At 33.2% G+C, this 18,323-nt stretch carries 9 protein-coding genes and 3 riboswitches; of the genes, 8 read left to right on the top strand and 1 reads right to left on the bottom strand.

Going from position 1 to position 18,323, the window contains the following annotated elements:
• Nucleotides 1-88 precede the first annotated feature (88 nt).
• A riboswitch (cobalamin riboswitch) is annotated at nucleotides 89-273 on the top strand.
• A 225-nt stretch (nucleotides 274-498) separates the two neighbouring features.
• The 3 genes from DMR38_RS11580 to DMR38_RS11570 all read left to right on the top strand — a co-directional run bounded on the left by DMR38_RS11580 (nucleotide 499) and on the right by DMR38_RS11570 (nucleotide 6,487).
• On the top strand, nucleotides 499-3,420 hold the full coding sequence (locus DMR38_RS11580; protein ID WP_127721471.1) for a cell surface protein: 2,922 nt from the start codon (nucleotides 499-501) through the stop codon (nucleotides 3,418-3,420).
• A 95-nt stretch (nucleotides 3,421-3,515) separates the two neighbouring features.
• Nucleotides 3,516-4,907, top strand: coding sequence for a leucine-rich repeat protein (locus tag DMR38_RS11575; RefSeq protein ID WP_127721470.1), 1,392 nt, complete (start codon nucleotides 3,516-3,518; stop codon nucleotides 4,905-4,907).
• Between the two features lie 146 nt (nucleotides 4,908-5,053).
• Nucleotides 5,054-6,487, top strand: a complete 1,434-nt coding sequence (locus DMR38_RS11570; protein ID WP_127721469.1) for a cell wall-binding repeat-containing protein — start codon at nucleotides 5,054-5,056, stop codon at nucleotides 6,485-6,487.
• Between the two features lie 353 nt (nucleotides 6,488-6,840).
• On the opposite strand, the gene DMR38_RS11565 is transcribed toward DMR38_RS11570, so the two are convergent.
• Nucleotides 6,841-8,577: a hypothetical protein gene (locus DMR38_RS11565; protein WP_127721468.1), complete on the bottom strand. Its 1,737-nt coding sequence runs from the start codon at nucleotides 8,575-8,577 to the stop codon at nucleotides 6,841-6,843.
• A 279-nt stretch (nucleotides 8,578-8,856) separates the two neighbouring features.
• Nucleotides 8,857-9,045, top strand: a riboswitch (cobalamin riboswitch).
• Between the two features lie 204 nt (nucleotides 9,046-9,249).
• Between DMR38_RS11565 and DMR38_RS11560 the strand changes: the two genes are divergently transcribed.
• From DMR38_RS11560 to DMR38_RS11540, 5 genes are all read left to right on the top strand, one after another.
• Nucleotides 9,250-10,233 carry a MoxR family ATPase gene (locus tag DMR38_RS11560; RefSeq protein ID WP_127721467.1) on the top strand — a complete coding sequence of 328 codons (984 nt, stop codon included), beginning with the start codon at nucleotides 9,250-9,252 and terminating at the stop codon, nucleotides 10,231-10,233.
• A gap of 37 nt (nucleotides 10,234-10,270) precedes the next feature.
• On the top strand, nucleotides 10,271-11,485 hold the full coding sequence (locus DMR38_RS11555; protein ID WP_127721466.1) for a DUF58 domain-containing protein: 1,215 nt from the start codon (nucleotides 10,271-10,273) through the stop codon (nucleotides 11,483-11,485).
• Entirely contained in the window at nucleotides 11,478-12,806 is a 1,329-nt protein-coding gene (locus tag DMR38_RS11550) for a hypothetical protein (protein WP_127721465.1), read from the top strand. The genes DMR38_RS11555 and DMR38_RS11550 overlap by 8 nt, the downstream gene beginning before the upstream one ends.
• Nucleotides 12,807-12,913: 107 nt before the next feature.
• A riboswitch (cobalamin riboswitch) is annotated at nucleotides 12,914-13,099 on the top strand.
• 209 nt (nucleotides 13,100-13,308) lie between these two features.
• The gene (locus DMR38_RS11545) at nucleotides 13,309-16,104 is read left to right on the top strand and encodes an Ig-like domain-containing protein (RefSeq protein WP_175412992.1); all 2,796 of its coding nucleotides are present in this window, start codon (nucleotides 13,309-13,311) and stop codon (nucleotides 16,102-16,104) included.
• 38 nt (nucleotides 16,105-16,142) lie between these two features.
• Nucleotides 16,143-18,320, top strand: a complete 2,178-nt coding sequence (locus DMR38_RS11540) for a cell wall-binding repeat-containing protein (RefSeq protein WP_127721463.1) — start codon at nucleotides 16,143-16,145, stop codon at nucleotides 18,318-18,320.
• Nucleotides 18,321-18,323 lie beyond the last annotated feature (3 nt).

Below are 18,323 nucleotides of genomic sequence, written 5' to 3'. Positions count from 1 at the left end.
ACGAGTAGTCAACATTATTTTCATAAATATGAAAATAATGTTGACTACTTAAAATTTATGTTTTATACTTAACATAAAAGTAATAAAAATTTAATATTTAGTATTAGGTGCTGTAAAATATAACAGTTAAAAGGGAAAGTGTAATAAACACTGCAGCCCACCGTTACTGTATGGAGGATGAAACCTTAGTTATGTCACTGGAATTATATCTGGGAAGACAAGGGAGTAAGATGAATCTGAGCCAGGAAACCTGCCTGATATGTTATTAATTCTTTCGGGGGGAAGATAAGTACTATAATTATGTCGTTGTATTATGTGTAAACAATTACGTTAAGATATAAAAAAGGAAGGCCCTTTAAGGACTTTCCTTTTTTTTCTTAGGGAAAAAACTCCTTCTGTTATTAAAGAAGGAGTTTTTTATTTTAGGGAATAAATGTATTTGATTTACACATATTTAAATACTACAAATTATTATTTTAATTTAGAAAGGGGTAAAAAATGAAAAAACTTTGGAAGAAAATGAATTTGGTGATAGTATTGCTATTTACGTTAACAATATTTGCGCCTTACTCAGCTCTGGCGGCAGATGTAACAACATCCACACCGTCTTTGATTCAGAACACAGAAGAAAATTACACTATTAGTTCAGTAGAAGACCTGAATAAATTTAGAGAGGATATTGACAATGGAGTAAATTATCTAGGGAAGAAGGTTATTCTGACACAGGATATTGATATCGCCAAATCAGATGTACCTTTAAAATCTTTTACTACTAATAAAGGCTTTGATGGTACTTTTGATGGCAAGTTTTACACCATAAGCAATTATACAGATTCAAAGTCAGGTTTATTTGGAATTGTAGACAAAGATGGTATTGTAGAAAATGTGAGAATTGATGCTAATGTAACTACTAAAAATTCAACTATAAAAGCTAATGGTAGTTCAAATTATGGATTAATTGCTAATGAAGCTGGGGGTACGATTGCCTGCTGTTCTTCAACAGGAACAATTACAGATACAACAACGGATGTTTTTGTTATAGCAGGAATTGTTGGCAATGATGATTTATATAGATTGGTAGGTGGGAAAAATGTAGACACACCTGGAACTTTGAAGGATTGTTATAGCAATGTGACTTTTGACAATGAAGTAAAAAATGAAGAATATTCTGTGGTACGTTCAGGAATTTGTCGACAAAGTGGTGAGAAGATAGATCACTGTTATTTCTATGGAAAATTTATAGGAAATGATGGAGGATATACCGGTGATGGCTGCCCAATTGTGAGCGATACTTACTATAATATGAACACTAAAGTTACAACAATGCCAGAGAACTGTGCATATGATAAAGATATATTAGGAACTAAATTTTTTTGCGCTAATGATTCAAAAGGCTATACTACTGAAGAAATGAAAAATAAAGATACGTATACTAAACTGGGGTTTGATTTTGATAAAACCTGGAAAATTGATTCGTCTATAAATGGTGGATATCCTTATTTAAATTCTGAAAATACAGGTACAGATAAAGTAGCAACTAAAATACCTGTGGATATCCAGGTGACAGCTGAGGATAGAACTTATGATCCTGCTAAGAGTTCCGATGAAAATATTAAAACAAAAATAGACTCTATAAAAGTAATTGCTGAATCTGATGAGAACGCAAATTTGATAAGTCAGTATGATGTTAAGGCCGTCTATAGTGGAGATGCAGTTTTTAATGCACTTACTATTGGAACTGTACCTGTAAGTATTGATGTCAGTAAATTGAAAATTACATATAATTCAAATGATGATTATCAATTTATATTAGGTAAAGTTCTGCCCGCATCTGCTAAATTAAATGATGATGGGGCACCAGGACCTACACTAGATCAGCAAAAGAAGCAGATTGAAGATGCAAAAAAGGCAGAAGATATACTTTATAACAAATTAAAAATGGCACAGGGAGACGTGCCAGAGTTCACCTGGAGCGGAAATAAAGCTGCTGTACCTGGAGTTGAAGGTACTATTGAATTAAATGATTATGTATGGGAAGTATTTTCATCAGCACGTTCCGGATATACAGGTGTGAGAAAAGGATTTTATGATGACTGGTTTAAAAGTATACAAACTGGTTTGCAGAAAATGAAAGATGCAGGGATAACTCCTGGAGATGTGAAGATGACAGAATGGGAAAAATTAGTTCTAGCAATTACTGCCATAGGTTATGATGCAAGAGATATAAAGGCCTATGATTTAATAGATATAATTTCAAATAAAGATTATTTAAAAGTATCGCCTGAATATTTTACACCTCAGTATGACATTTACGCATTAACTTCATATAATTATATTAATTCTATACCAAAAGATGGAAAACATATTACTAGTGAGGATATAGATAAAGAAATACACGACTGGGCTAAGAATGCGCTTGGAACAAAAGGTGCAGATGGATCTGAAGTAGTATCCAATGCAGTATCTGATATGTGGACTATGCAATCTCAGCCAATTGCAGCTTACTATAACCCTGATGCAAAAGAAGGGGACAAGTACTATGATGTGAAACAGGCTATGGATCATGTATTTGCACAATTTTCAAATGCCCAGAGCTACAGAGGTTCTTTCTGGGGAGGTTTTAAAAATAATGGCATACCAGATTATAATAACGCATGGACCAATGCACAAGTATATATGACACTAGGAATGGCAAATCAAAATATATTTGATAAGAGATATGTTAAATGTGGTAAGACTGTTTTAGATGGTGTACTTGAGAAATTTGACCTTGAAAAAGGAACTACTGTCTTTGATAATTCAAGTTATGAACCGGCACAAATATGTCGTGGATTGGACTCACTTATAAGGACAGCTGAAGGAAGAAATTCTATATTTGACTGTACAGATGTGAAGAATTCCACAGTACCTGTAAATAATGCTGTAGCAGCACTGCCAGATGTAGACAAGCTTACTTCAACCGATAAAGACAAAGTTGATGGGGTAGAAAAATTGTATGATGCTTTAAGTGATGCACAAAAATCATCCATGAAGCAGGAGACAGTGGACAAGTTAACTGCATCAGAGAAAAAGGTATCAGGATCTCAAGATGAAACAAAATCAATAAAGATAACTAATATGACAAAGGACAGTTCGTTTAAATTGGATAATGATGCGAAAGTATCTGTAAAGGCAGAAAATAATTCGGGTAAGGAGCAGGATGCATCGCTGATAGTAGCATTATATGATGGAAGTAATAAATTCATCAATTATGTGTGTGGTAAGCAAACAATTAAAAATGGAGATTCTTCTATCTTGACCGGTATTATTAAGCTTCCTGAAAAAGGAATATACAAATTAAAGGCATTTGTATGGGACAGTATAGAGGAAATGAATTCCCTTTCAGATGTTATAGACATACCTGTTGAGTCAAATAAGTAAACTTTTTCTAAATATTATAAGTATATTTATTGGACAGGATAAATAATTAATACTTATGTAGAAATTTAATTATATACATGGAGATGATGAAATAAATGTTAAAAAGGAAAATTGAAATGATAATCTGTGTTTCTATGGTATGTTCCATGACATTTACTGCAGTAGATTCATTGAATTTGAACCGTGTCTATGCAGAAACCTCTAATACAGATACATCTGTGGCAGGTGAAACACAAAGATTTACAACAGATAACAGCCAGGGATCTATTGTTATTAATAATGTAAAGCTGAAGAGTAAACTTGCACAAGCAGCAGGAAAAGGAAGTGATTATACAGGAGATTTGACGTCAGCTGACCTTGCATCAATAAAAGGATCAATTGATCTATCAAATTTAGATATTAAAGATAGTGATATGGATGTAATGAAATATCTTACAGGAGTATCATCTATAAATTTATCCAATAATACAGCTATAACATATAATGGATTTAATAAAAAATATTTTGACTGGACAACACCAAAGAATTTGAACTTCAGTGGATGTACAGGAATAAAATTATTTACTATGGCAAGTTATGGTATGTTTGCATTTTCAGACTGCAAGAATTTAACATCTATAGATTTACCAGAGAGAATACAGGCTATTCCTATAGGCTGCTTTACAGGCTGCACAGGATTGACTTCTGTGAAAATACCGGCTTCAGTTTTATCTATAAGAAAAACTGCCTTTCAAAATTGTACTTCACTTAAGTGTGTAAAGGTTCAAGGCAGCACAAACACACTGGAAGATGATTGCTTTTCAGGCTGTACAGGACTTTCTATACTTGATATGACAGGTACAAAGCTTATATCCAAAGATACTACAAGTATAGGGTGTCCCTCTACTACAGTATTACTATATGGCCAGGACGGTAAATTGTCACCAGGGGAAGTATCCATAGGAGTTGGCGAAACAAAGGCTGTTACTTCAGAAATTCCATCTGATAAAACTATTACATGGGGAAGTAGTGATACTAGTGTGGTAACAGTTTCAGATAAAGGTGAAGTAACAGGAGTAAAACCGGGAACAGCATATGTTTATGCAAAAGCCAGTGATGATACTTACGGTGGACTTTGTAGTGTGACTGTGACTGATAATGGTAAAGATAAAGATAAATCCATGCAGATAACTACCGATTTGGCAAAAGGTACAACGTTTAAACTTGGAAATGATGCTAAAATATCTATAAATGTAAAAAATAATTCTACGGAGACTCAAGAAGCTTCATTGATATTGTCATTGTTTAATAAAGACAATAATAAGTTTATAAGTTCTGTATCCGCACATAAGAATATTGCAGCAGGGGATTCAGCTGATTTAACGGGTAGTATGAAACTTCCAACACAAGGCAACTATGAAATAAGGGCATTTGTTTGGAATAATTTAGATGATATGAGACCTATTTCTGATGTCATAACTATACCAATTAATGATACAGGTAAATAACTAACTTAAAATAGTTTTAGTTATATACAATGGACACAGCTTATGATATTAAGTGGGATTTAAAATATTTATTACCAGGTTGTGAAATAAGTTGGTAATAAAATTATATATAATAATTAGTTTACGACTAATTTAAGGAGGTCAATATGAAAAAAATTGTTAGTAAAGTTATTACACCTTTATTTGTATTAGGTATTGCAGTATCAGGATTAGGGGGAAGTGTAGGTGCAGAGGCAGTTTCAACCACTCCTGCTAATACAGATACTAATTCAACTTCAGCTGTAACTGAATATAGAATTTCTGGAAACGACAGAATAGAAACTTCACTTAAGATAAGTGAAAATGGATGGAAGGATGGAGCAGATACGGTAGTTATAGCACAGGGATATGGTTATGCAGATGCCCTTTGTGCTGCACCACTTGCTAAAAAAAATAATGCACCTATAATTCTTTCTAGTAAGGATTCAATAAGTGGCAGTACTATAGTTGAGCTTAAAAGGCTTAAAGCTAAAAAGGCATTTGTAATAGGAGGAACAGGTTCTTTATCAGATAATATCACAGCTCAACTTAAAAGTATTGGAATAAAGGATACTGAAAGACTTGGTGGGGCAGACAGATATGAAACTTCTGTAAAAATAGCACAGAAACTTGGAAGTGTAAGTAGTGTTGTAGTTACTTCTGGAAGCGGTTATGCAGATAGTCTTTCCATAGCACCTATAGCTGCAAGCCAAGGTATGCCAATACTTTTAACTAGAAGTGACGGTATGCCAGATGTAGTTGAAAACTATATAAAGGGACAAAGTGTAAGCAAAACTTACGTAGTAGGTGGTACTGCTGTTATTAAAGATGATGTGAAGAATTCACTACCAAATGCTGAGAGGCTTGGAGGTGCCACAAGGTTTGATACAAATCTTGCTATACTTCAGAGTTTTAAATCTGATCTTAATTTTGACAATGTATATGTTGCAGAAGGAGATGGCCCCAATGGAAATGAGTTTGCAGATGCCCTTTCAGGTGCAGCTCTTGCAGCACAGAAATCAGCTCCATTGGTGTTGATTTATAAAAATATGACCTCAGATAGTGCAAATTTTATAGCGTCTAATATGTCTAAAAAAACAGTCGTTACAGCGTTAGGAGGTACTATGGTAGTCCCTGATACAGTTGTCAGCGGTGTTGTTAAGGAATATAATGATAAAAATTCCAATTCAAAACCAAATCCTAATCCTAATCCTAATCCGGTACATCAAGGAGGATCCAGTGGAGGATCTAGTGGAGGATCCAGTGGAGGTAATACTATACAAGAGGATAAACTTGTAAGCATTGATGGAAAAAGCAATGGAGGACTTAATTTGACTATTACTGAAAAAGCAGATAAGTCTATAACAATACAAGCTAATAGTAAAAATAGTACTGATTATATTACCATTACTTTATATGATGAAGAGGGTAATCTTAAATATATAGAGCAGACTACAGGTCCTATGAATTTAAGTACTATACTTGACTCAGGAAAATATAAAGGAGTTATAAAGGCTTCAAGTACAGATAAGATAAGCATATCAGACTTCCAAGTTAAGTAGTAACATAATAGATGGAACGTACTTAGGGTTGTACAATGTAAGCATAGATGAGGCTGTGGCACTAAAAAATTAGTGCGACAGTTTTTTGTCTAAAAAAATAAATCTCTCATTCGGAAGAGTGAAAGATTTTCGGTGCGTTTGCTAAGTTAATTTATTGAGGAGATGGATTTGCAAAGGGAATCTTGGAAGAATTGTGAGGAAGAAGGCTGTGAGTTAAGAATGAATCGAAGTATCCAAACCTATGGATGTTCTCATTTTTTAAAAAATAAAAATTACTACAGGAACTTAATCCTATAGTAATTTTTATCGTTTCTATTTTACACAAATCTGTGGATATTCTCGGATTACAGATATTATAGTTTAAGAATTTTATTAAGCTCTTCATCAGTTAAATCATGGTGATAAAATTTGCTGTAAAAATCTTTTACTGCTTGTTTTATATCTACAGATGTATCATTACTATAAAATACAGTAGATAGCCACAATGGTTCAAGTACACTTTCAGGTGACCCACTCATCCAGGAGTGTATTCCAGTTGGTTGTATATGAAGCTTTTCTTCTGCAAAGGCAACTGTTTTATCGCCAGAAATTGAATATGATGCATACTCAGGAAGTCTAACAGTATATTTGTTATCAGAAGTAGTAGTACTTGTTACAATTACGTTATCTGTATCTGTTAGCATTTCCCAGGCTCCATACATTCCAGGCCCAACCTCAACTGCATTATTTGAATCAGGTTTATGATAAGAAAGAGGATCCTGATATTTTATATTTATCATCTGCAGTGCACTTTTAAATAAATTTCTATTTGTTCCTTCTAGTTGTACATAGGAATATCTAAATCCAGAATTTATATTGTCAGAAAGCGTTTTCCATGTAGTACCGGAACTGCCTTCAGACACTACTTTCGATGTGATATTGTTAATTGCATCTAGATTTGAATTATATTTATTATAATTGTCAACAGAATCAGTAACATCTGTTCCAGTAGAGACAAAAAATTTATCTGCATAAAAAGTAAAATGTCTGTGACCATAAGATTCAATTTTGGAATTACTCTTAGATGATTCACTTGTGTAAGGATATTTGCTGTGAAGAGAAGAGGAATCACCGTCAATATTTTTAACATAATAGTCTTTAAATTCCTCTGCCATTTTATCTGCAGGTACTGTAGATTGCCCGTCATTAGTTGTACACTTATCTTTCAGCATTTCTCCAAAATAATAAACATTGTGTAATATCATTTTATAGGGATCAGAATTAAAATTGGTATTGTCCACATCAGAAGAGGATGTTTCCTCTATAGAAAAAGTTTGAATTTTTGCGTTAGTTAATATGTCTTGTGCTGATTTACCACTTCCACTAAAGGTATTGTTGTCACATATTACTACTTGTGGCCTCTGATCAGCAGGAATATCAACTATTTCTTTAGCTTGTGTAGTTGTCATTGCTTGTCCGTAAACAGGCATATATGGTTTTGCACTTGATGCATTTTTAAAAACACCAGTAAACATATTATTGTCTAAATTATCTTGAGATGTTGCTGCTAGTGTACCACCTAACATTTCCACCATATCAGCATAAATTCCTGCAGCTGCAACATTTCTTACATTTTTAGGAATTTGCCTTTCCTCACCATCAATGCTTGCTGTTTGAGTTCCTGCAGGTGAAAAAGTACCTCCAGCATTGTTAGAACCCTCTCCTGTACCCTTAGAGCTGTTATTACCAGAACTGCTAGGCTGAGTATTATTTTGAGTGTTACTTGCACCGGTATTACTGCTTTGACTTTTACTATTTATGGCTGCTGTACCGGATTGACCTAGAGTAGCGCCACTACCTGGTTGTCCTTCACTTGATATTTTAGACTTACCATTGTCTGAAATTTTATTTTGTGTACTTGAATCATTTGATGAGTCATCATTTGACTGTTGTTTTTTTGCTAGATCCATTTGGGAAGATTTTAATTTTTGCTGTGCTACGATTTTTGCATTAGGTGAAACAACGCGAACCACCGGACTTGGTGCACAGGAAGATAAAATCATAACAGATGATGCAAGTAAAATAATGAAACACTTTCGAATGATCTTCATCTTTATAACCATCTCTTTCCTTTTTTTGGCTTTTTATTTTGACATACTTTTGAACATAAACTTGAATTTTAATCAAATTCCCTATAGTAAAACTATTCTAATTATAATTAATTATAACAAATTATTCTACTAAATCAAAATAGAAATGACAATTTTTAAGTAGAATTTCCAAAAAATCGAAGATAATTCATTATAGATTGAAATGATGTTGACTTTGTGAATTCTATATCTTATAATTAGTTTTGAAATACTGGATAATCTACAAAATAATCTACAAAAAGTTAATATTTAATATTAGGTGCTATTATTGGATAGTATAGTTAAAAGGAAAAGTGGAAATAAGCCACTACAGCCTACCGCTGCTGTATGGAGGATGAAACCTCAGTATACCACTGGATATATATCTGGGAAGGTGAGGAAGTAAGATGAATCTGAGTCAGAAGGCCTGCCTATTATTTTGTTAATTCTTTCGGCGGGAAAGATATTACATAACTTATTAGAGCTGTTTATAGTATATGCATAAACAGTTAGTTAAAGTATAAATTAAGAGCCCACCAGGGCTCTTTTGTTTTTAATAAGATTTATTTAGATGGGTTATCATGTGTTTTATTTAATTAATGTATGAGGTTTCATAAGCAATTATTAAAAGTGTGCATAAAGGAGGACTTTACTATGGAAAATGCAAATAAACTTTTTACAGAAAATAATCCTGAGAGTTGTAGGAATACTATCAATAGGGTAATTGATAACGTTTCTAAAGTAATTATTGGGAAAAGGCAGGCTATTGAAATTATTGTATTAGCATTGGTAAGTGGGGGACATGTTCTTATTGAAGATATTCCGGGTGTTGGAAAAACAAGTATGATTTCAGCATTATCACGTTCGGTGTCATGTAAATTTAAAAGAATTCAATTTACTCCTGATGTTATGCCATCTGATGTTACAGGCTTTTCTATATATAATCAGAAAACTGGCAAATTTGAATTTCGGCCTGGTGCAGCAATGAGTAATTTTGTACTTGCAGATGAAATTAATCGTGCTTCACCAAAAACACAATCAAGTCTTTTGGAAGTTATGGAAGAAAAACAGATTACAGTAGATGGACATACTTATGTATTGGATGAGCCATTTATGGTATTTGCCACTGAAAATCCTGTTGAATATTTAGGAACATATCCTCTTCCTGAGGCACAGATTGATCGTTTTTTAGTACGAACTTCATTGGGATATCCAAGTCTTGAGGAAGAAATGCGTGTAGTATCACAGGGATCCAAAGCTAAAAAAACTCTTAAATCAGTGGCTTCGGGTGAAGATATTTTGAAAGTCCGTGATGAGGCAGAGAAGGTTCATGTAGATGATTTGGTGCTGCATTATATCATTGAACTTTCAGAAGCAACACGAAATCACCCTGAAATTTTAATTGGAAGTAGTCCTCGTGGGTCTATTGCTTTGTATAAAATGAGTAAGGCTTATGCATTTTATATGGGACGTGATTTTGTACTGCCAGATGATGTAAAAAGAATGGCACCTTATGTATTACCTCATCGTCTAGTTCTGAACCATGCGGCTAAAACTAAAAAGAGAACAGATTCTCAAATTTTTCAGGAAATTATGGAAAAGGTAGCTGTACCTATTATAAAAAATGATGAAAAATAGATGTATTGGATCTACGTGAATGAGGAGGCTATAGAAAATGTATCGTAAGATTATTTCTTATATAGTAGTACTGCTCTTGTTACTTTTACCTGGATTTTATCTGAAAAATCCCTTTGGATATTTGCCGTGTATTTTTTTCTTAATGGCAAGTGTATTTTCTTTATTGTATGTCTTAGCCCTACGAAAAGCTATTGTATTTTTGCAGCCGGTAAATAATATGAGCTGCGAGAGAAATATGAAAAAACAATTTTCTGTTGTTATACAAAATAAGTGGTTTTTGGCATGTTCTAGAATTACTTTCCGTTTTTATAGAAATAATTTATTTGGACAAGTTTCACAAGTAAACGATATAAATACGACTCTAAGTCCAAAAGAAAAAAAAACATTTAATTTTGACATAAAATTTAATCATCTTGGAACTTATGAGGCAGGAATTTCTTCTGTACGTATTTATGATTTATTAGGAATTTTCTATTTGACTTATAAAGATTTTAACAAAAGTTATATTACTGTAAAACCCCATTGTTTTGATGTGGATAATTTGGATTTCTATGATGTAGCAGGAAAACAAATTAGTTTGTCAGTGTCAAAGTCTAAGATGGAATCAGATGATTATAGTGGTGTTAGGCAATATATGCTAGGTGATCCTATAAAGAACATTCATTGGAAAATTTCTGCACATACTCGGGAGTATATGGTTCGAACATTTGAAAGTTACGCAAGTAAAGGTGTTAGCGTTTATATGGATTTTGAAGCAAAAGCTTATTCAAATGAAATTTTACTATCTATTTATGACTGCATTGTAGAAACGGCTTACTCAGTAGCCAATTATGTGCTTGGTCAAAAAGAGTGTGTTGAATTAATTTACAATAAAGATGGAAGTGCACAAACATTATTGCCAAGAAATCGGTTAGATATGGATGATATGATTCTAAATTTTTCAGGGATTTCTCCAGTACATGATAATCAATTGGTGGAAATGTTTGAAGATAATGCAACACGGCAATATGGGCTGGATGTAATTATAGTTTGTACACCAAATTTGAATGGAACATTAGTTGAATATTTAATAGAGGCTAGAATGCTTAGGAAAAAGGTATATCTATTTTATATTAGTCCTAAATCAAAAAAAGAAAATTTTAGTGATGATGAAAAATCAATGCTTAATGATTTAACAAGTTCTGAAGTCAATTATTTTGTAATCTCTTCTGCAGATGAATTACAGAGTAGTGAGGTGAAAGAATATGCATAAGAATGTGTTATGGATAAGTAAGGGCATAGAATATTTGTTAACAGAAATTATGATTGTGTCTATTGTAGAAAATATATTTCCAGCGTTCACTATTGACCCTTTGTTGACATCTAGTTTAGCAGGCGTTGTTTTATGTTCTGCAGTCCCTTTGTGTATACTCAATTTATGTTTTTTTTCTAAGAAATCTAGTATGATTTCTTTATTTGTGTGGGCTGTGTTAGCTGTTGTATGTATGATTTTAGCAGGAGATGCTGGAATTTTCTCGGATTTAAAGAATTTTGAATATTCGTATGCATTTTATATTATTATTTTTATTACGGCCATTATTACTTTTATAGCATCCAAATTTAGATGGGCTTTGATTACTTTATTTATAGTGGGTATTATGATATTTTCAGCACTGACTGTTTTAGCATATGAAACTAAGTGGGTGTTTTTAGTGGCTTTCCTTATAAGCACTACAGTTCTGTTTGCATTTGAATTTTATTATAATACCATAAAAATTTCACATGCAAAAAAAAGTAGACCTTTTTATTATACAGTGATGGCTTTTATTTTTTGCTTAACTTGTATGGCAGCTTCTGTCGGGGGGTATAGTATTGTACAAACAGCAAATTTTCCTGTACAAAAGCCAGCTATACTTTCTAATCCAACTTTTTTGAAAATAGCTGAGGAGTATGGATTTGCGACACTTGTAAGTGCACCACCGAAGTCTGTTCAGCAGTCTAGACAAAATGTTCGCCAGCAATCTCCAACCCATGAGGATAAAAATATTGCCCGACGCAAAGATAATGGAAATAACAGTAAAGTTAATTCTGGGGCGTCTAATTCTGCATCAACCCCTAAAAAAAGTTTACAGAAAAAGGGACCAAGTAAAGTTAAAACAATAAGGTATTTAAAAAAGATTTCTATTATATCAATTATTGTTGCTATTTTAATAGTAATTATGTTAACTTTTATACTTAAAAAATTGTCTAGAGTTATGTGGTATAAAAATTTATTAAAAACTGATCGAAAACATCAGGTTATTCAGTTATATTATCGAATTTTAAAAATTTTATCTGCTTTTGGATATAAGAAAATAATTAGTGATACGCCGTTAGAATTTGCGTGTCAGTTAAATAATATTAAAAGTGGAATTTACTTTGAAAATTTTAATTTTATACAAATTACTAATGCCTTTACAGAAGTTAACTATGGAGGAAAAGTTGTAAAAGATAATGATTACAATGAGCTGATTTCATTTTATAAAAGGTTACTGTTCTATTGTCGTAAAGATTCTGGAATTTTTAAATTTGTATTGAAATACCTTTTTGTATAAGTTTAAGTACATAATATTCATAAATATACTATAATAGCATAAATTTTCATATATTGGTGTTGACTTTTAAAAATGTATGACATATACTTAACATAAAAGACATAAAAATTTAATATTTGATGTCAGGTGCTGTTAGTTAAATAGTTAAAAGGAAAAGTGTAATAAGCACTGCAGCCCACCGTTACTGTATGGAGGACGAAACCCTATTTATGTCACTGGAGTTATATATCTGGGAAGACAGGGAAGTAGAATGAATCTGAGCCAGGAAGCCTGCCTGATGTTTTGTTAATTCTTTCGGAGGGGGAGATATTAAGTAGTTTAAGTAGAATTATCAATTGCTTAAACTATGTTATATAATATATGTAAAAAAAAGAACCCTTTTAGGGTTCTTTTTTTATTATGTTTTTGGCTACGATTACATAGTTCATAGTATTTATAGGAGGGAAGGTTTGAAATAATGATTTGTACATTTTGTTGTATACATATTTAAGGAGTGATGAATGTGAAAGATTTTAAGTTAAAAAGTGTAGCAGTAGTTACGGTAATGTTTATGATACTAGGCATGATTGGTAGTGAAGGCATTACAGTTTTTGCAGATAGTGCAGTACATGTAACTAGTGTAAGTATAACTCCATCTTATATAAATGATAGGACAAAGTTAATAGAGGGAAGTACTATTCAATTAACAGCAAAAGTATATCCAGCCAATGCCACTAATAAAAATATTATTTGGTCCAGTAGTAATGATGCTGCTGCATCTGTGGATAAGGATGGAAAAGTAACTATAAATGGCGGAGATGCTCCTGGGGGTGTAACCATAAAAGCTACTTCAGAAGATGAAAATAAATCAGCAACTTGTTGGCTGCCAGCTATATATGCTAAGACAACTAAATTGACTGTGGATAAATCTAAAGATTATACCGTAGTAGAAGGTCAAACTATATATAGTGGCGATATATCTATAAAAAGGGAACCTTCAAATGCTGCTTACCCTAAACTTTCGACTAGTGATCCATCTGTAGTTTCTATAGATAGTCGTAATAATATTAAAGGGTTAAAAGCAGGAACTGCAGTTGTAACAGTTGCTGCAGATGGAGGAGCAAGTAGTATTAAGGATTGTTTTGTAGTTACTGTAAAACCGGTAGTTCTGCCAACAGAAATTACTTTGGACAAAACAAGTGCATCTGTAGGAGTAAAGGGAAGTATTACATTAAATGCAGCTGTAAAACCCGAAAATGCTACTGACGAAAATTTAGATTGGTCAAGCAGTGATCAATCAATAGCTACCGTAAGTTATTTTGGTGGTGTAGTTACAGGAGTGAAAGAAGGTACAGCTATCATAACAGCTAAAAGTTCTGATGGTAATGTAGCGGCTTCTTGTGAAGTTACGGTAACACCCAATATTCCTGTAACAGGGATAAAACTGGATAAAACAAGTGTATCTCTAGTAGAAGGTCAAACTCTTCAATTAAATGCTGCTGTAGCACCGGATAATGCTACGGTTAAGAATGTAAATTGGACAGCACCTTTTGGTGGACCTGTGTCAGTAAATTGGAGCACTGGATTGATTACTGCAGAGAGTCCGGGAACAGCTATTGTAACTGCAATATCTAAAGATAACAGCAGCGTTACGGAATCGTGTTCAGTAACTGTTGTACCTAAAAACCCTGTAGAGGAGATAAAATTGGACAAAACTAAGGGAACTCTAATAGAAGGATCTACTTTTGATCTAACCTCTAATATACATATAAATCCAGAAAATGCAACTTATAAGGATGTTAACTTTACGAGCAGTGACACTAGTATAGCAACTGTAAGTGATGCTGGTATTATAACTGCAATCAAAACAGGTACAGCAGTTATAACTATAACTTCTCAAGACAATAATAGTGTTAAAGCCGAATATACAGTTGTAGTGAATCCTAAAGTACCTGCAACGGGAATAACCTTAAATAAAAGTCAAGGAACGCTGCTTGCTGGACAAGTATTGCAGTTAGTTCCAACTTTACAACCGGTTAATACTACAGATGAAAATGTAAAATGGTCTACTAGTGACAGCAATATAGCTACTGTGGATGATTATGGAATTGTAAAAGGGATTAAAGGAGGAACAGCAACTATAACAGCAGCTACAGAAGATGGTCAAAAAAGTGCATCTTGTACCATAACTGTAAGTGAAAAAGTTCCAATAACAGCGATAAATTTGGATAAAGCAGAAGGTTCTTTAGTTGTAGGAAGTTGTATATATTTAGGTGAAACTGCACATGTGCAGCCAGAAAATGCTACATATAAGACTGTAAAATGGATTAGTAGTGATTCAGATGTGGCAAGGGTATTTAATGACTATTCAGGAGCGGTAACAGGAGTAAAAGAAGGAACTGCAACTATAACTGCTGTTTCTAATGATGATAATACTATAAAGGCCGAGTACAAATTGACTGTAATTCCAAAAATTTCTGTTACAGGTATAACATTGGACAAAACTGATGAAACATTATCAGCAGGAAATAGCATTAAACTTGTACCAACTATACAGCCAGACAATGCTGCAGATAAAAATGTAACCTGGGCAAGTAGTGATACTAGTATAGCAACTGTGGATAGAGATGGAAAAGTGACAGGAGTAAGTGCAGGGGGTCCAGTAGTAATAACGGCTACTACAGAAGATGGAAAAGAGACAGCAACTTGTAATATAACTGTAACTAAAAAAGTGGATGTAACGGGTGTAACTCTTGATATATCAAGCAAGGATTTGGAAGTAGGGGATGAGTTCCAGTTGATACCTACTGTAAATCCAGACAATGCCAGCAATAAAAACGTAACTTGGTCAAGTAGTGATACTACTATAGGTTCAGTTGATGAAAATGGTAAGGTAAAAGCACTTAAAGCGGGTAAGGTAGATATAACGGTAACTACAGACGATAGTAAGAAAACTGCAGTCTGCAGTGTTAATGTTAATGATAAAGATTTAAAAGATAAAACGATAGAATTAACCAACCTTACAAAGACTTCTAATGAGGATGGAAGCTTTAATCTGGGTCAGGATGCAAAAATCAGTATAAATGCTAAAAATGTTTCAAGTAAGGATGTGTCAGTTAAATTTAAAATAGCATTGTATGATGATTCAGATAAAATTATAAAATATTCATCTGCAGAGAAGAGTATAAAAAATGGATCTTCTGATATCCTTACAGGTACTATAAGAATTCCAGCAGATGGTAAATTCAAAATAAAAGCTTTTGTTTGTGATGATTCGATGAATCCACTTTCAGATATTATTGAAATACCTGTTAAGTGATATTTAACTTAATAAATTTTATATTTAGGGGGGAGAACATGAAAAAAATTTTAAGCAAACTTATTGTATTTTTATTTGTAGTTGGTATAGCTGTATCTGGATTTGGATCTAATGTATATGCTGACTCTACTAAAAGTAGTTCATCTAGTAAAGATACTAGCGTAGCAATAACTAAGGACAGGCTTTCTGGAAGTGATAGAATAGAAACTTCACTCAAGATAAGTCAAAGTGGGTGGAAAAATGGATCAGATACAGTAATTATAGCACAGGGGTATGGATATGCGGATGCACTTTGTGCTGCACCACTTGCTAAAAAGAACAATGCACCTATAATTCTTTCCAACAAAGATTCAATAAGTGGCAGTACTATAATTGAGCTTAAAAGACTTAAAGCTAAAAAGGCATTTGTAATAGGGGGAACAGGTTCTTTATCAGATAATATCACAGCTCAACTTAAAAGTATTGGAATAAAGGATACTGAAAGACTTGGCGGGTCAGATAGATATGAAACTTCAATTAAAATAGCAAAAAGTATTGGAAGTACTGATAGTGCTGTAGTTGCCTCAGGAAATGGTTATGCAGACAGCCTTTCTATAGCACCTATAGCTGCAAGTAAAGGAATGCCGATACTTTTAGTTGGTAGTATTGGTATTCCAGATGTAGTAAACAATTATATAAAAGGTATGAACATAAAAAATACTTATGTAGTAGGTGGAACTGCTGTTATAGGAGATAATGTAAAAAATTTATTACCAAATGCCAAAAGATTAGGAGGAGCTACAAGATTTGATACAAACCTTGCTATATTAGAAAACTTTAAATCTGATCTTAAATTTGATGATGTGTATATTGCAGAGGGAAATGGAACAAATGGTGATGAATTTGCAGATGCTTTATCAGGGTCAGCTCTTGCAGCTCAAAAATGTTCACCTATAGTGCTTATTTATAAAACAATAAGTACTAATACTGCAAACTTTATAAAATCAAATATGTCCAAAGATACTGTCCTTACGGCTTTAGGGGGTACATTAGTAGTTCCTGATGCAGTTTTAGGTGGTATCGAAGATTTATTCAATGGCAAAACTCCTAGTGCTGGCATAGGAGATCCAACTGCTCCAACTGCGTCAACTACTCCAACTACTACTGGAGGTAGCACTACAGCAGCTACTACAGGAAAATTTAAGTTAATAATAACTAAGGATAATGGAAAGCAAATTCTAAAGTCCTTTGATATGGACACCAGCAATTTACCATTTACGCAGAGTTCAGATAAAGAAAATAAGGACAATGTAAATTCATGGACTTATTTAGAAAAGGTAGCTGCTATAACTAAACTTCAAGGACCGGGATTTATAAACGGTATACAACTGAAAGATCCTTCAAATTCTCCAAATATATTAAATGTATTTCTTAAGGATATGCCTATTGCAGAAAGGCAGGCAGGTTATTTTGGTATAGACTGGTTTATATATAAAGATGGAGTAATGGCTAAAGAGGATAAAGGTCACGGTCTTACAACAGGTAATCTTCCACAAACTGCCAATAGATATATTACACCAGTTGGAGCACTTAATGTATATCCATATCCAGGAGATACACTGATTTTTGACTATCACAAGTGGGATTGGCATTCACTAGTAGCACCTAATTATTCGGGAGCAATTCCTCTTGAGTTACATAAAATACCAACTACAATTCAAGCAGGACAATCTTTTAAATTACAGGTACAGGTAGTATATAGGGGAATCTACAATGTAAGTGTAAAGGTAGATGGACAAGAAGTGGCAAAAACAGATATAGATGGATATGCAACTATATCTATAAATAATCCAGGAACCCATAAGATAACTGCCGAAAAAGATGGTGGAATTGTTGAGAAAACAATAACTGTTTCAGGAGGAGGAAGCAGTGGAGGAAATAATCCACCTGAAAATGATACACAACTTGTAACAATAGATGGAACTAAGAACCAGGGTTTAAATTTAACTATCACTGAGAAAACAGATGGAACTATAAAAATAGACGGAAGCAGCAAATACAATAATGATTACATTACTATAAATTTGTATGACAGCAAAGGTAACTTAGTTTATGTAAATCAGTGCTCAAATGGAGCTATGAATTTAAGTACAAATCTTTCATCTGGAGATTATACAGGAGTTATAAAGGCTTCCAGTACTGATAAGGTAAACGTACCACAATTTAGTGTAAAATAATTT

This window comes from Clostridium sp. AWRP (assembly GCF_004006395.2).
Taxonomy (GTDB): domain Bacteria; phylum Bacillota; class Clostridia; order Clostridiales; family Clostridiaceae; genus Clostridium_B.
This window is presented reverse-complemented; position numbering and strand designations above follow the sequence as displayed.

Coding starts and splice junctions, on each gene's coding strand:
- DMR38_RS11575 (WP_127721470.1), top strand. CDS start 3,516: ATGTTAAAAAGGAAAATTGAAATGATAATCTGTGTTTCTATGGTATGT.
- DMR38_RS11550 (WP_127721465.1), top strand. CDS start 11,478: ATGCATAAGAATGTGTTATGGATAAGTAAGGGCATAGAATATTTGTTA.
- DMR38_RS11580 (WP_127721471.1), top strand. CDS start 499: ATGAAAAAACTTTGGAAGAAAATGAATTTGGTGATAGTATTGCTATTT.
- DMR38_RS11570 (WP_127721469.1), top strand. CDS start 5,054: ATGAAAAAAATTGTTAGTAAAGTTATTACACCTTTATTTGTATTAGGT.
- DMR38_RS11555 (WP_127721466.1), top strand. CDS start 10,271: ATGTATCGTAAGATTATTTCTTATATAGTAGTACTGCTCTTGTTACTT.
- DMR38_RS11540 (WP_127721463.1), top strand. CDS start 16,143: ATGAAAAAAATTTTAAGCAAACTTATTGTATTTTTATTTGTAGTTGGT.
- DMR38_RS11560 (WP_127721467.1), top strand. CDS start 9,250: ATGGAAAATGCAAATAAACTTTTTACAGAAAATAATCCTGAGAGTTGT.
- DMR38_RS11565 (WP_127721468.1), bottom strand. CDS start 8,577: ATGAAGATCATTCGAAAGTGTTTCATTATTTTACTTGCATCATCTGTT.